Here is a 14,966-nt window from a genome sequence, read left to right as displayed (position 1 = left end):
CTCTCATTCCGCGGATTCCTGCTGCTTCGCATTTTGTTCAGCGCGCATTTTTTCGCGCTTGGCTTTCTTTTCTTCCGGTGTTCCGGTTACCGGCGGAAGCTTGCGGGGCGTGCCGTCTTTCTTGAACCCGTAGCCCAGATCACCATCCTTCTTCGGCTTGGCAGCGGGCTTGGGCTCGGCGGCATCCTTGGCGGATTTCTTTGCCTTTTTATTCGAAGCCTTTTTCTCGTAATGCTTGGTGCCTTTGGCGGGCTCGCCCATCTGCTCAAACCAGTCATTGTACAACTTTTCCAATGCCTGGAATTTTTCAGGATGAGCGTCTTTGAGGTTATTTTCTTCGGAGATATCATCGTCCAGGTTGTAGAGCCCGGTCTCGCCTTTATCGAACAGGTATTTCCAGTCGCCCTGGCGCACGGCCCATTTGCCTTCGCTGCCGGAGCACCAGTAGAGCGCGTCGTGAATCTGATCCACATTCCCCTTCAATGCGGGCATGATGTCTTTGCCGTCCAGCGGCTTGGTTCCCGGCAGCGGGTCAATACCGGCAAGGGCCAGTGAGGTCGGAAGGATATCTGTTGACCAGACCGGCACATTGCACCAGGAGTCGGCTTTCAGTTTTCCGGGCCATGACACAATAAACGGCACGCGGATTCCGCCTTCCGTTATGTGCTGCTTCATACCGCGCAGCGGTGCATTGTTTGCTTCCACCGCACTGGCTCCACCATTGTCGCTGAGATAGAAAATAATCGTATTCTCATAGACGCCCGCATCCTTGAGCGCCTGGACGATTTCGCCGACGCCAAGGTCAAGGTGATGCAACATGGCCATGAGAATATCGCGGGTTTCGCTGCCGGTGTCATAACGCTTGATATCTTCTTCCGGAGCCTGCGGTGGAGCGTGCACCGCGTTGTAGGCCACATAGGCAAAAAACGGATTGTCCTTTTCTCGCTTGATGAAATCGACGGCTTCTTTCGTGATGAGCGACGTCATATAGCCCTCTTCATTCTGAAGAATTTCCTGATTGCGGAAGATCGGGCCGCCGAATTTCATATCCGCATCCGGACTGTGCTCCCAATAGTCATGTGCGCCGCGCCCCATGAACCCATAGAAATAGTCAAACCCCCGGTTGTTCGGGTGATAGTCCATGGTAATACCGAGGTGCCACTTGCCGAATGCGCCGGAGGTATAGCCGGCCGGCTTCAGATGCATTGGCATCCAGGTTTCATCCAACGGCATACCGGTGCCGCCCTGCCCGGCGGTATAGATGCCGAAGCGCTGCTGATAGCGCCCGGTCATCACGCCGGCACGGGTCGGCGAGCAGACATAGCCGGAGGCATAGCCGTCTGTACAGACCACACCCGACGCCGCCAGCTTATCAATATTCGGCGTGCTGACTTCCTTCGGGCTGAACGGGCTGTAACTGACATCAGCATAGCCCTGGTCGTCAGATAGAATCACCACAATGTTGGGCGGTGTTTTCGCAACAGCCAACCCCGAAAACATCACACAAAATAAACCAATACAAATTTTTCTCATATGCTTAATCCTTACGTATTCTCTAAACGTCTATTTGCTCCCCGACACATCTTCGGGGAAAATGATTTTCTTACCTACAAACCTACATTGCCGGGCCAGCTCCAATTGTTCATCCACCTGACCGGGCGGCACGGCATTGCCGCCGGGCACCAGCTCTCCATAAGGGCGACCGATCGATTCCAGTTCAGCCGTCAACAGTTTCTGCATCGCAGCCAGTTTCGAAGCATACTCCGGATCAACCGCGAGATTATTGAGTTCCTTCGGATCCTTATCCATCCGGTACAGGCCATCCTCATACCAGAAATTCGGATTCGCCGCGCCGCGCACACCGATACCCAACCGTCCGAGCGGACTGAGCTGCGCAAGCGCACGCTCTTTGGGCATCTGCTGAATCCGCTCCACTTTTTCCTCGGGATAGCGGATCGAGATATATTTGAAATCTTGCGTCCGAATTGCCCGGGCATTTCCAAGCTCGATATAGAGGTGGTCGCGCCACCCTGCGGGCGATTTTCCGCCGAACAGCGGCGCCAGGCTGTGTCCATCCAGCGGATACGCCGCCGGCAGTTTGGCTTCCGCCAGGTCGTAGGCCGTAGCCACGATATCGATGCTCTGGATCAGATCCCGGTTATTCGAACCGGCTTTGATTCCCTTCGGCCAGCGGGCGATAAACGGAACACAGGTACCGTCCAGATCCCACAGCGAACCCTTCATGTTCGAGCCGTGATCCGCCGTGAAAAAGATGAGCGTATTGTCATCCAGCCCGAGTTTTTTAAGTTTAGTCAGAATCGCACCGACGCCGGCATCGACCCACGAATAGCCGGCGTGCCCCTCTTCAGGATTCAGCCCGCGTTTTTCCAGCTCGGCCAGAATTTTGCTGCGGCTCAGCATGCCCTCCGGTTCAATAGGCGCATCGAGCTCTCCTTCACCGGAAAACAACGGGTTCTGCATGGACCGATACCACTCAGCATCCGGACCGTGGACGAGCGTGGTGCAGAAGTGGAGATAGAACGGCTCGTCTTTGCTCTCTTCAATAAATTCCAGCGCGGCATCAATCGTCCATTCCAGGTTGTGATCGGTATAGGGCTTTACCATATTGCCCAGATAAATATTTTTGGCCCAATCGAAGCCGCGGTCGGTCAGCAGTTTGCGGGCGGCCAGCTCGTTCTTGCGGAAGATTTCAGTCGTCTCCGGCGATTCCTCAGCCTTTTTCGACAAAAACTCCATGCCGAAAGCCGCATAGTCTTCCGGCTTATTGAGCCCTTCAATGCCGCTGGCATGAAACTTACCGACATAGCCCGTCCGGTAGCCCGCAGCCTTCATCATGGCGCCGACGTTCAGATTATCCGGCTCAAGTCCTACATTAAAAACCGGATCGGCCTGTGCTCCTTCCGGACAGGCATGCAGAAACGTCTCATGGGTGGAGCGGCTGGCATAGCGCCCGGTCAGATAGCTGTAACGTGACGGCGTGCAGACCGTGCTCGTTACATACGCGTTGTGAAACAGCATCCCCTCTTCCGCCATGCGGTCGAGATTCGGCGTCCAGGCCTCGGCACCGTATGCACCAATGGATTCCTTGTCCTGATCGTCGGTCAGGAAGACGATGATGTTGGGCTTCTGCGCCGCTTGCACGTTCAGGGCCAAAACAAATAGGAGGATCAGGTTCTTTTTCATTTTCTATGGCTTCGCATTTATTTTTTCAACGCCAAGTTGCAGAGGACTCAAAGGTGCGCAGAGCTCTGCGGAACTCTGCGCTCTTGGCGCCTTTGCGTTTACATTTTTTATTTACCTAGGTTGGGGTAGCCGGCTTTCAACAATCTAGCCATCTTCTTCTGAACCTGTTTATATTCCGGGTTATCAGCCAGGTTGTAGTATTCACCATCATCCTTTTCGTGGTCGTAAAGCTCGGTTCCACTCTCGCCGTCAACGCCCCACTGGATGTAGCGGTAGCGCCCGTCGCGCACGCTGTAGCCCATCATTTTACTGCCGCGGGTGACCTGGGTATACGCCGCTTTTTTCCAATCTTTGGAAGGATTCTGCAGCACCGGGCGCATGGTTTTACCGGAAAGTTCGTGTCGAGCTTCCAGCCCGCACAGATCCACCAGGGTCGGATAAATATCGACAAACTCAACCACCGAGTCCGTCTCCGCACCCATAGACGACATTCCGGGCACCCACATCATCAACGGACCGCGCGCACCCCGCTCAAAAACCGTAACCTTGTTCCACCAGCCGCGCTCTCCGAGGTGATACCCGTGATCGCCCATCAACAGGACAATGGTGTTGTCCCACAGCTGATGCCGGTCCATGACTTCAAAAATCTTACCGACCTGTGCATCAACAAAGGTAGTACAGGCATGATAGGCACGCTTGAACTCTTTCTGGTCCTGCTCCGTGAAATGGGAAAAGAAATCTTTGTTGGACAGCGAATGCTTCTCCAATGGCGTACGGTCTTCCGGCTCATTCACCAGCTTCACTTCGTCCAGCGGGTAATCTTCAAAGTATTCCTTCGGTGCAATGAACGGATCGTGGGGCTTATGCAGGCCGACACCGATAAAGAAGGGTTTGTCGTGATTTTCCTCTAAAACACGTACCGCTTCGGCCGCGATCATACCATCGGCCTGAGCTTCATCACCGCCCTCAGCAGCCACCCAGCGCGCCCAGACAATGGAGCCGTCGCCCAGCTTGCGGCCTTCGCCTTTTTTTCCAATCTTTGGAGTGGTCCCGATCGCCCTGAACTGATGCTCGAAGGAAACGTCGTCGCGGAAGAAGGTTGGCTTATCGTTTTCATCGAGCCCTTTGTGTAACAGCTTTCCCATACCCGAAGTGAAATAACCATTCTCGCGGAACAGCTGCGGAAGCTGCACCAGATCCGGCCACTTTTCACGCAGCGGAATCGTGTTGGAAACAATGTCCAGTTCATCCGGACGCTTACCGCTCAGAAAGGAAGCCCGGCTCGGATTGCAGACCGGATATTGACAGTAGGCTTTATTGAATTTCACGCCCATGTTCGCGAGCCGGTCCATGTTCGGCGTTTTGACCTCGTCGTTGCCGTAACAGCCGATTTCCGGCCGCAAATCGTCGATCGTGATAAACAGCACATTCAGGGGTTTTGCCGATGCGGCGCCAGCCATTAGCAACCCGCCCAGCATGAGCGAGGTTGTCTTCATTATGTATTTCTTCATCATTCTTCTCTTAAAAGGATTGAATCATCCACCCTGTGCACATAGAGAGCGGAACTCGTGCGCGGCGCACGAACTTTTTCGTTTAACAGCAAACCCACCGAGTGTGCAGCGCCTGAGTTTTTCTTCGTATCCGCCCCATTCCGTTTCAACAAACGTACTGCGGTAGTGTTCGCAGTTTTCGCAGATTTTAAGCCGAGGCGTCTCTTCATACTTCTGCCGTTGGCGGGCCACTTGCTGTCTACTCGGGGGTAGCTTTTTCATCTCAATCCTTCCCCGGATTCGTTTTCCAATGCTCGGAGTGCAGACAGCGATTATCCGCAAACCATCTACTCGTCATCATTCCCTACATAAGAAATAAGTTTCCCAAAGCCCCCCAATCATGGCTTGGGATTTTTCGCCAAAACTGTGGTGATTTCCGCCAACCCCCGACCTTACGAATTTATTCTGATGCTTCAGCTCATTCCATTTCAGCCTGGACGCGGTAGTAGGCGCCGGCTTGCTGCACCGCGCCGGTGTAGGCGTTTTCCGGCGGGGTTGCAACGCGGGTTTCCAAAGGTTGGAAACCGCTCAACAAATTGGTTGATTGCTCTACGGTGTAGATGCGTCCTGCGACGCTGGGCCAGCGGACAATAAAACCGGCTCCCAAAGGCTGGACGTCCGCTTCGACGGTCAATCCTGATCCGGCTTGCGTCGGGATGGTTCCGGCAATGTATTCCTCCCACGCGACGAGTCCGTCGCCATCGGTGTCGAGCAGATCTTCGGCTTCGTAGGCATCGTTGGTCAGTCCCTGTTCATAGAGCCACCAATAGGGCGTTCCGTTAATGGAGTAAACATATTCAAAATCATTGTCGTCGGTCGGACTGACCAGCTCCAGCTGGTCAACATAGGGCTGAACCTGATCGATCGGCACCGAGTCCTCGCCGGGAACAAATTCCCCGAACGGACGCCCCTGCGCTTCGAGGTAGGGGGTCAGGATGGCCTTCATCATATTCAGCTGCCCCTCATAGGCCACGTTATAGGCGAGGTTGGTCAGTTCGAGCGGATCGTTTTCCAGGTCGTAGAGCTGGTCCAGGTCGTAACAGTCAGGACGGAGTTCCAGATGGCTCGAAACTCTCTTCGTGTTGCCTATATAGGCCAGCTTTTGCGGCATGTTCAGCAGATTGGCCAACTCGACATCTGCAAAACTGTTGGTGCTGTGCCGGATGGCAATATATTTCCATTTGTCCGTGCGGACGGCCCGGCCGTAGCCCAATTCGAAAAAGAGATGTTCGTGTACGTTGGTCGACGGATCGGAAAGGATGGGTGCAATGCTGGTTCCATCGATCCGGTACCCTTCGGGCACCGTGGCTCCGGCCACATCGAAAAAGGTCGGCACCATATCGGTGTTCTGAACCAGATTGGAGCAAACAGACCCCGCCGGAACCACATCCGGCCAGCGAATGATGCAGGGAACGCTGGTGCCGTTGTGGTCGAGCAGCGAAAATTTGCCATCCGTGCCGTGATCGGTGATGAAGACAAACAGTGTATTGCTGGCAATGCCCAATGCGTCGAGCTTATCGAGCATGGCGCCGACGGTGGCGTCCATCCAGGTGAAGCCATAGGTGTCTGGATCCAATCCCGCCGCATCGACCTGCGCCGTGATATTGCTGCGCACGATCGGCACGTTGGGTGGCTCGGCCAGCAGGCCGGCACCGGAATACAGCGGATAATCCAATGCGTCGGTCCAGTTGTTCGGCCCGCCATGCATCATGGTGGTGCAATAGTGCAGATAGAACGGCCGGTCCTGGTTCAGGTCGATGAATTCGAGCGCTGCCTCCAAGGTCCAATCGGGATTATGCTTATTGTAGGGATCCTCGATATTTCCCGAGTAAACATGCTTCGCCCAGGAAAAGCCGCGCTCCATGACCCACTGCCGGGTCGAAAGCTCGTGGGCTTGCCATTGAGCAATCACGGCTGGATCCTCGGGATCATCGTCCGGACTGAGACCGGTGCCATGATCGGCACCGACGTGCAGCTTGCCGACATGCCCTGTCACATAGCCTGCCAACCGAAGCGCGTTGCCGACATTCATGTTGTCGTCCTCCAGCCCCACGTTGAATTCGGGAGAGCCGTGCCGGTTCGTCGGGTAGGCTTCCAGATAGGCAGGCCAGGTTGAATTTCCCGGATAACGCCCGGTGAACATGGCGTAGCGCGAGGGGGTACACACGCAGGACACGGCATGCGCAGCATCCATCCGCATCCCTTCCGCCGCGAGTCGGTCAAGATGCGGGGTCAGCACCTCGCCGCCATAGCAGGCGACCTCGTCTTTGACCTGGTCGTCGACAATGAAGAAAATGATATTGGGGCTGTTCGCGGGAGCGGCCTGGATGGGCTGGGCGGACACTTCCGCTGCCGCCACATTGGTTTCCGCATAGACCGCAGAAACCAGATAGTAGTAGGTTTGGCCGTTGGTCACCCCAAGATCGGTGAATGCCGGCGTTGCAACATTCGTCAGGGTGGAGAACCCGCTGCCTGAAGTCGTTGAGCGGTCAATCTCGTAGCCCAGGACCGCCCCCGCCGCCGCTGTCCATGACAGGTCGATACGCGCATCGCCCCCGATGGCGATCACATCCGTTGGCGGCGAAACAGGCGGCGCGGGCACATCGACCATAAAACCATCCACCCTGAAACTATCGGCTTCGTGGCCGATCACCAACGAGTCGCCATCATGAAGGACGATATCCAGAAAAAGGTTTTCACTGGTCCGGCCGGAGGCCGATGCGGTAACCACATTCCCGGACGCATCGATGACCATGTAATTATAAGCGTCCGTATCGCCGATCCTGCCCAAAACAATCCCCTTCAACCGAAAATCCGACGAAGGTGCCGTGGTCAACCCGCTGAGGTTGAAGGTCACAACCAACGCCTCGCCCGCACCGGCGAGAAATCCCTCATTTGCGCCCCCGGCGAGCCCCCAGCCTTTATCGTTGGGCCCGACAATGTTTGCGGGGGTCAGTCCACTCAAATAGGTGTTCACGCTGCCAGCGCCAGTCGCAGCGGCATAGCTCCAGTCGCTTACGCCCGAAATCGTAACACCAAAGGTTTCGCCGGCAACCAGACTTCCGGAAGCGGAAAGGGTGCCTGAAGGAACCAACTGGGAGTCGCTGCTGGCCACGGAACCGCCCAGATTCGAAAAGGTCGCGGAGCGACTGTTGACCGGGCTGATCGTCTGCAGATCGATCAAAACTTCCGCGCAAAGCGGGGTCGCGACCGCCGCCAGAAGCCATGCCAACATGGCGCTTATAGTGTGTATTCTTTTCACCATATATTCCTCAGCCCTTTACATTTCCATTCGTGTGTTCGGACGTGCTGGCGGGACATTCCACCCACTTCCCTAAGCATCTCAATCCACATACGTTGAGCCATTAACTGAAATAGATTCTCATATTCGAAAAAATGCCGCTTGGTATTTTCCGCCAAAACAGTGGAGATTTCCGCCATCCTTCGTGCTTCTACTTCTATATGGATCTGCTTATTGCTGATCGATCCTCAACCGGATGAATGTATCGTCATCGGAAACCGGAATGGCGTTGGTGATGGAGTCGAACGTGCCGGCAGTCGCATGAATTCCATCCACGGTATAACCGGCATTCGTCCAGACCCCGGAAACCAGGTTGGTGGTGGACTCGATGGTGTAAAGCAGTCCCGAGTCGTCGTTGCGGCGCATGTGGGTGTAGTTAAAGCCACCTTCAGACCGGGTGAAGGTCGGAATAGCGCCCGGATCCAGCGCATTGGTCGGATTTCCGCCTAAGGCATATTCCGCCAGGTTGAGCGTTCCGTCGCCATCAAAATCGTTGGTCGATGAGCCAATGTCCACGCCCCAGGAATCCATCCAATATTCCGAGAACGTGGTTGGGCCCGACTCATCGCTTTCCGCCGTACGGGTACCGATAAACGGCCCCCCGGCAACCCGCTTGTCATATTCGCTGACGTTCATGTAGACCGATTCGACATAGTTTGTATTGGGAACCAGCGGTATGCGGGCACCCACCGAAGCGAAGTAGTTGGTCATATCGGCATAGAGCGCGCCGGCGCGCGCCGGATTTTCCGGATAGATGTTGTGGTACTGCCCCGGGTCGTTTCCGATATCGAAATACATGATCGGCTCCCACGCGGGAAACCGCACCGGGGTTTCATAGAAATAAACCACGGCCTCCTGCCCCTTCACCATCACCGAATGCGGCATGGTGTTGCGATAGTGCGGAAAGTGGAAATAGAGCGAACGGTCGAGAAAATCCCCGCCGGGCGCTTCTCCCTCCATCAGTCCGGCGAGGCTGATGCCGTCGAGATCCGGCACACGGGCCGGATCGCCGCCCGCCCAATCAACGAAGGTCGGCAGGAAATCATAGTTCGCAACGTTGGCCGCCGTGAACGAACCCGCCGGGATTCCGGGACCCTCCGCCACCATGGGCACGCGGATGCCCCCCTGCCACAACCACCACTTTTGCATGTGAAGCGGCTGGGAAAGGCCGGAGAGCTCATCGAAGAAGTCGTGGCGGTAGCCGTTGTCACCCATCATGATGACATAGGTATTGTCGGCGATTCCCAGATCCACGAGTTTCTGCCGCACTTCACCGATCTTCAGATCCAGTTCGTAGGCCATGCCCAGGAAGACCGCAGGATCTTTAGTGTGGTTAATCTTCTCCGGATTCTTTTCTCCGCCGTTATAAGCCACGATATCCGGATGGTTCTGGTAGCGCGCCCGTGACTCGGGGCTACATTCCCATCCTCCATGCATGGCATAGTGGGAAAGCTGCAGGTAGAAAGGTTGCCCGGCAGCCACCTGCTCCTCCATGAAGGCGATGCCGTCGTCGGTGATCTGCGTCATCAGCTTTGGATCTTCCAACCCGGCCAGACCGGTCGTGTCATCATAGTTGTTCCCCTCGTCATTCGAAGTCGGCCCGTCATGTCTGGCATATCCCTCATCGCCGGGACTACCATCCCGTATATGCCACTTACCGATATGGGCGCAAGCATAGCCCAACGGTGCAAGCGCTTCGGGAATCGTCACGGCTGCCGGGCTGAAGGTACGGCTCGAACCATTCGCGATCACCGGAAAATTGTAGTATTTCTCCCCTTCCGTAGTGGAATCGTCGTCATAATATCCGGAATTGCCCATGTATACGGTTATACCATTACGCGGGTTCGACTGGCCGGTCTGGATCGAGGCGCGCGCCGGGGTGCATTGCGGCGAACCGTAGGCGTTGCGGAACACCATGCCGTTTTGCGCCATCGATTCCAGGTTCGGCATTTCCATGATGGAAGGCATGCCCGAGTTCCGCATGCGGTCATCCATCCGTATGGGCGTACCATTCCACGCCCAATCGTCCACATAAATCAGCACGATGTTCGGCCGGTTGAACCATTTTCCCATCAGGCGATTCCGTTGCCGCTTGAAGTGGGTCGGGTTCAGGCGTGAGCCGAACACCTTCACCTCGCCCACCATGCCGTCGAGGTAGCGGGCGGCTGATGCGGCGCTGCCGAGCGACACCGGCTCCGCCGTTGAAAAATCGGCAGCCGCCAAGGTGCCCGTGGTGGATGTGCCGCTTTTCGATTCCCAGAAATCGTACGCCCCCGTTGCGTCATCGTAGTTGAATGCCAGCACCAGCGTATCGCCGCCTTCGACGTTCCAAGGACTCGAAGACGTGACCGCCTGCCCGCCGAGCCAGGCCTGCGGATCCCCTGCTCCGCTGAAGCCCAGGCCGAATCCCGAGTTGCCGAGCACATCATTTCCGCCTGCCAAAACCGAATCGCACTTGAGGGCGACCAAAACGCAGAATCCGTTGGAGCCGCCCGACTGGTCGAGCCATACGTCCGATGCGCCCGCTGAAAAGAGTTCGAGGCTGTTGCGTCCCGACTGCATGTCCACCCCCGGAAGACCGGATTCGGAAAGGCTTACGCTCGGATAAAGCGTGTTTCCAATCCCTGGAACCGCATGGTTGCCGCCGATGGTCTGGTCGATCCATTGGGTCACCACGCCGCTTGAAGTCAGCACACTTGCCGCGTTGACGGCGTCCAGATGCTGCAACCGTACCACCTCGTTCGGCACCGCCGCGATTTCGTTGCTGAATCCCGACTCCACACCGCTGAAATCGACTCTCGTCACGACATAGTAGTAGGTGATGCCGCCGGGCATGCCGACATCCGCATACGTGCTTTCGGCCACGTTGGTGGCGATCGCCACAAAATTGGTTCCGCTTTCGGAGGAACGGTAGACCCGGTAGAAATCGAGAGTCCCCGAGGTATCGTCATCCCAATCCAAGGTCACCGATTCGTCATTGACGGAATAGACCAGACTGTCGATGGGCAACAAGCCATCTACGATCCCCCAGGAAAACTCGGTCTCGGAGCCGGTTTCCGCGGTGTTCGACCGCAGAATTTCAGAAGCTCCGCCAGGGCTGACATTCGCATTTTCGTCCGTATCGCCAACGCACGTCAAGCGCACCTTGCCACTAGGCAGGTCAGACCAAAGGAAGTGGGTCAATGAATTGGTGGTGTAGGTTGCTTCGGCATAGAGTTTGTCTTTGTCGGCGGTTCGGGGCTGAACATATTTGCCGTTGATAAACGCCTTGAGCGCAATGTTGGTGCCATCGACATCTTCAATGACAAACTGCTGGGCATCGCCGATGGCAGAAGTCCCCAGCGCGGTAACCGCATAGTCGTTTTCCGCGTCGGCGGTTATGTAGGAAGCATTATCAATATGGTATAGCCAAACCGTTTCCCCGACGGGAGCAGACGCCCAGGCCCAAACGGCTCCAAGAACGTTCAGTGACAAGAGTACTGTTTTTTTCATTCTGCTGTTCTCCATTTGAGGGTGGCCTTTGGTTGTAAAAAAATGCCGGGGAAAGACATTTCAAGTCAATCCCCGGCAATATGGTCAGTCCGGATTGGTTAATATTCCGCGCTGGCGCGGATCATCTTCACCGGAGCCGTGGTTGGAACGGAGTTGGAAACATAGTTGTAGTCCCCTTCCGCCGGCACGTAGGTACCGCTCACCGAGGTGTAGCCTTCATTCGTCCAGGAGCCGTACTGCAGGGCATCCCGGGTCTGAACTTCATAGTTCAGCTCGGTGTCGTCCTTGGGCTGCGGGTGGATGTATACCAATCCACCGTCAGTGATCAGATCGGTATAGGTGTCGTCGGAACCGTTGGTCGGATTACCCGCAAAGGCATATTCGGCCAGATTATTGATGCCGTCGTTGTCCCAGTCGTCGGTTGCCGATCCAAGGTCGACCCCCCAGTTGCCGGCCCACACATCGAAGCCGGAGGAATCCGCTACGGCCCATTTCTGTACCAGTGCATTGCGTTCCGCCAGGAATTCATCAATGGGAAGCTTGGTACTGAAGATTTTCACCTCACCGATGAGTCCGTCAAAAATCCGGCTGTCGTTTAAGGTTCCAGCCAACCGCATCGGACCGGAGCCTGCAAAATTGCCATAGACATCCGCTGTGGTCGAACTTTCAAGATCATTCTTGGAATCCCAGAAGGTCGTTTCTCCGGTCAATGCATTATAGTTCAACGCATAGACGATGGTGTCTCCCGCCTCCACGAACAGCCCGGGTTGCGTAATTTCGGCCGAACCCAGCAAGACCTTCATTTCGCCCGTATTGAAGTACTGCATCGTGAGAGGCCCACCACTGATCACCGGATTGATTTTTAGACCCAAATCACGCGTCTTGAATGCCACCAGGATGGCGAACCCATCGCTGCCCGAGGCCGCGCTCGTGAAATCAAGAAAGTTTGTCTGCCCGCTGGCGTCGAACAGGTCGAGTGTTCGATAGTCATCGCCCATGTCGAATCCGGCAAGCCCGGAAGCGAACAGGTTGGTGCTGGGCCACAGAACGGATCTGCCATCGCCATCCACGGCATCGTTGCCGAACGTCGATTGGTCGACCACAGTTGCTACCACACCCCCGCTATTGGTCTGTACGCTGTCGGCCACGGAGGCATCGATATGCTGGTACAGTACTGTGCTGGTTATGGCCGCCAAGGGGGTTGCGGAAACTTCGGTGCTCAAGGCGCTCTCCTGCGGCACGCTGGTGGTCCCAAAAGCCGTCACTGCATAATAATAGGGGGTTCCGACAACTACATCTGTATCGACGAAGACACTTGTGGCCACATTGGTGAGTACCGGACTGCCGGTCGTCACACCGGGACTGGTCGAACGATAGACGGTATAGGTGTCCAGATGGCCGGTCTGGTCGTCAGCCCAGTCCAGCAAAACGCCCGCAGGAACACCCAACGCACTGGGGTTTTGCGGCACTGCGGTTCCGGTCGGCGGCGTGGCCGACACCTCGTCGCTCAAATCTGTTTCAACCGAACTGGTATCGGTTGCCGAAACGGCATAGTAGTAGGTGGTGCCATTGACCACGGTCAGGTCCGTAAGCGTATTGGTGGTCGGACTGCCGACCACCGTATCGCTGGGGGTCACCGGCGTGCTGGTCGAGCGGTATACAGTGTAGAAGTCGAGCTCTCCCGAGAGATCCTCGTTCCAATCCAGTCTAACCTGCGAAGCGGTGGCTACAGCGCCCAGCCCCAGAGGAGGCTGAAGTCCGTCAGCCACAACACCGTATGTAAACGCAGACGTTTCATCGGCCGCAGCTAAATTGGCCGCTAATTTTTCAGCAGCGCCGGTCAGACCCACGATCGGCTTCCCGTCTGCATCCCCAACGCTGATCAAGGAAATAGTTCCGGCATCTTCCACCCATGTAAAATGCGTCATTGTATTGTTGGTATCGGTTCCGCTAGGCACCAGCGTGGTTTTTCTATCGTCAGACGCCAGCACGTAATTGCCGGTGCTCTCCACCTTGAGAAGGACGTTGCCTGACCCGGCATCCTCCACCACGAAGCTCAGTGCACTGACAATATTAGAGGAATCCTTGGCGACCAGTATAGCCGTACCCTCGTCGTCGCCTATCACCACGTATGAACTTGTGTTGATGTTTTTCAGCCAGATGGTCTCGCCGATCGGTGGGGCTGCCTGCGTCCCGAGCGCCATGCCCAATAGGACTGCGAATAATGCTATGCCTCTCATTTTCATCATCTTCCTCCTGTTCATTTTTTCAGCCGAATGAACTCCCCGAGAATCCATTTCCGGCACCCAATCAGAAACCTGCGCGAACGCACATCCCTTTCCAAAAGGATGAAACGTTTTCCCATATCAAGGAAGATCTGGCTTGGTTTTTTCCGCCAAAATAGTGGCGATTTCCGCCAAACAGCAGATACTCCTGAAATAAGCGTTTTTTTGCATCTACACCTTTTCCCCGCGATACCCGGAGGGATTCATGCCGTGCTTTTTCTTGAAGATTCGATAGAAATGGCTGAGATCGCCAAACCCCACTTCGAAAGCAACATCGGTCACATGCACCTCGGGATCTTTCAAAAAGGTCTCCGCCTTTTTCAGGCGGTATTCCGCAATCAACTGAACGGGCGTCAGATCCACCAAGGCCTTGATTTTGCGCTGCAGCGACCGCGGGCTCATGTTGAGTTCGGAAGCCAACGAATCCGGATTAAACCCGGGATCGGCGTAATTGGCCTTGAGTTTGCGGGTCAGGTTTTCCCAAAACGCACGATCCAAGTCGCTGTGCAGTTCCGGCATATCCAGCGTATTGGAGCCGGGATCGTCCTCTGTAGACCATGCGAACTCGCGGGCGACATGCCTACGCAAAAGCCGGCGCGTCTCCAGCAGGTTGCTGATGCGCGTCCGGAGCAGCAGCATATTGAACGGCTTGGTCACATAGTCGTCGGCTCCCGTCTGCAAGCCCTCCACCTGGCTCTCCACCGCCGTCTTGGCCGTCAGCATCACCACCGGGATATGGGCGGTTTCCACCCCGGCCTTCAAGCGACGGCAGAGCTCAATCCCGTCCATGACCGGCATCATGAGATCGGTCACGACCAAGTCGGGTATGGTCTCCAGGGCTTTTTCCAGCCCCTCCTTCCCATTCGCGGCCTCCACTAACTGGTAGTCCTCTTCGAGGTCGGAAGCGATCAGCAGGCGGTAGTCGGCTTCATCCTCAACCAACAGGATGACCGGAACATCTTCCGAATGATCGGGGCGCATGTTCGATTCATCCTTTCGTTTATTCATGGTTATTTCCACGCATTCATCCACGTCCAGCAGCAGGTCTTCTTGTTTTTCATAACGCTTTTTCAGGAATATGGGAGTCCCCGGCTACGAAGCCCTGTCGACAAATGTTTTCCCATACCATGGGAA

Annotated in this window: 8 protein-coding genes; all 8 read right to left on the bottom strand. The window is 55.8% G+C overall.

The features are described 5' to 3' along the window. Positions 1-3: 3 nt before the first annotated feature. A complete protein-coding gene (locus E9954_RS21265; RefSeq protein WP_136081311.1) occupies positions 4-1,533 on the bottom strand; it encodes a sulfatase-like hydrolase/transferase in 1,530 nt (509 codons plus the stop codon). A 30-nt stretch (positions 1,534-1,563) separates the two neighbouring features. Next, positions 1,564-3,204 (bottom strand): sulfatase family protein, encoded by a 1,641-nt coding sequence (locus E9954_RS21260; protein ID WP_136081310.1) that lies wholly within the window; start codon positions 3,202-3,204, stop codon positions 1,564-1,566. A gap of 107 nt (positions 3,205-3,311) precedes the next feature. Next, on the bottom strand, positions 3,312-4,718 hold the full coding sequence (locus tag E9954_RS21255) for a sulfatase (protein WP_136081309.1): 1,407 nt from the start codon (positions 4,716-4,718) through the stop codon (positions 3,312-3,314). A gap of 21 nt (positions 4,719-4,739) precedes the next feature. Continuing rightward, on the bottom strand, positions 4,740-4,976 hold the full coding sequence (locus E9954_RS21250; protein WP_136081308.1) for a hypothetical protein: 237 nt from the start codon (positions 4,974-4,976) through the stop codon (positions 4,740-4,742). Between the two features lie 196 nt (positions 4,977-5,172). Then, complete coding sequence (locus E9954_RS21245; protein ID WP_136081307.1) at positions 5,173-8,019, bottom strand: sulfatase-like hydrolase/transferase; 2,847 nt, start codon at positions 8,017-8,019, stop codon at positions 5,173-5,175. A 207-nt stretch (positions 8,020-8,226) separates the two neighbouring features. Continuing rightward, complete coding sequence (locus E9954_RS33115; RefSeq protein WP_222847267.1) at positions 8,227-11,547, bottom strand: sulfatase-like hydrolase/transferase; 3,321 nt, start codon at positions 11,545-11,547, stop codon at positions 8,227-8,229. Between the two features lie 98 nt (positions 11,548-11,645). Next, positions 11,646-13,796, bottom strand: a complete 2,151-nt coding sequence (locus E9954_RS21235; protein ID WP_136081306.1) for a fibronectin type III domain-containing protein — start codon at positions 13,794-13,796, stop codon at positions 11,646-11,648. Positions 13,797-14,003: 207 nt separating this feature from the next. Next, positions 14,004-14,840, bottom strand: coding sequence for a response regulator transcription factor (locus E9954_RS21230; RefSeq protein ID WP_136081305.1), 837 nt, complete (start codon positions 14,838-14,840; stop codon positions 14,004-14,006). Between the last annotated feature and the right edge of the window lie 126 nt (positions 14,841-14,966).

This window comes from Pontiella desulfatans (genome assembly GCF_900890425.1).
Classification (GTDB): Bacteria; Verrucomicrobiota; Kiritimatiellia; order Kiritimatiellales; family Pontiellaceae; genus Pontiella; species Pontiella desulfatans.
Note: the sequence above shows the minus strand (reverse complement) of the source record. Positions and strands in the feature narration are given on the sequence as shown.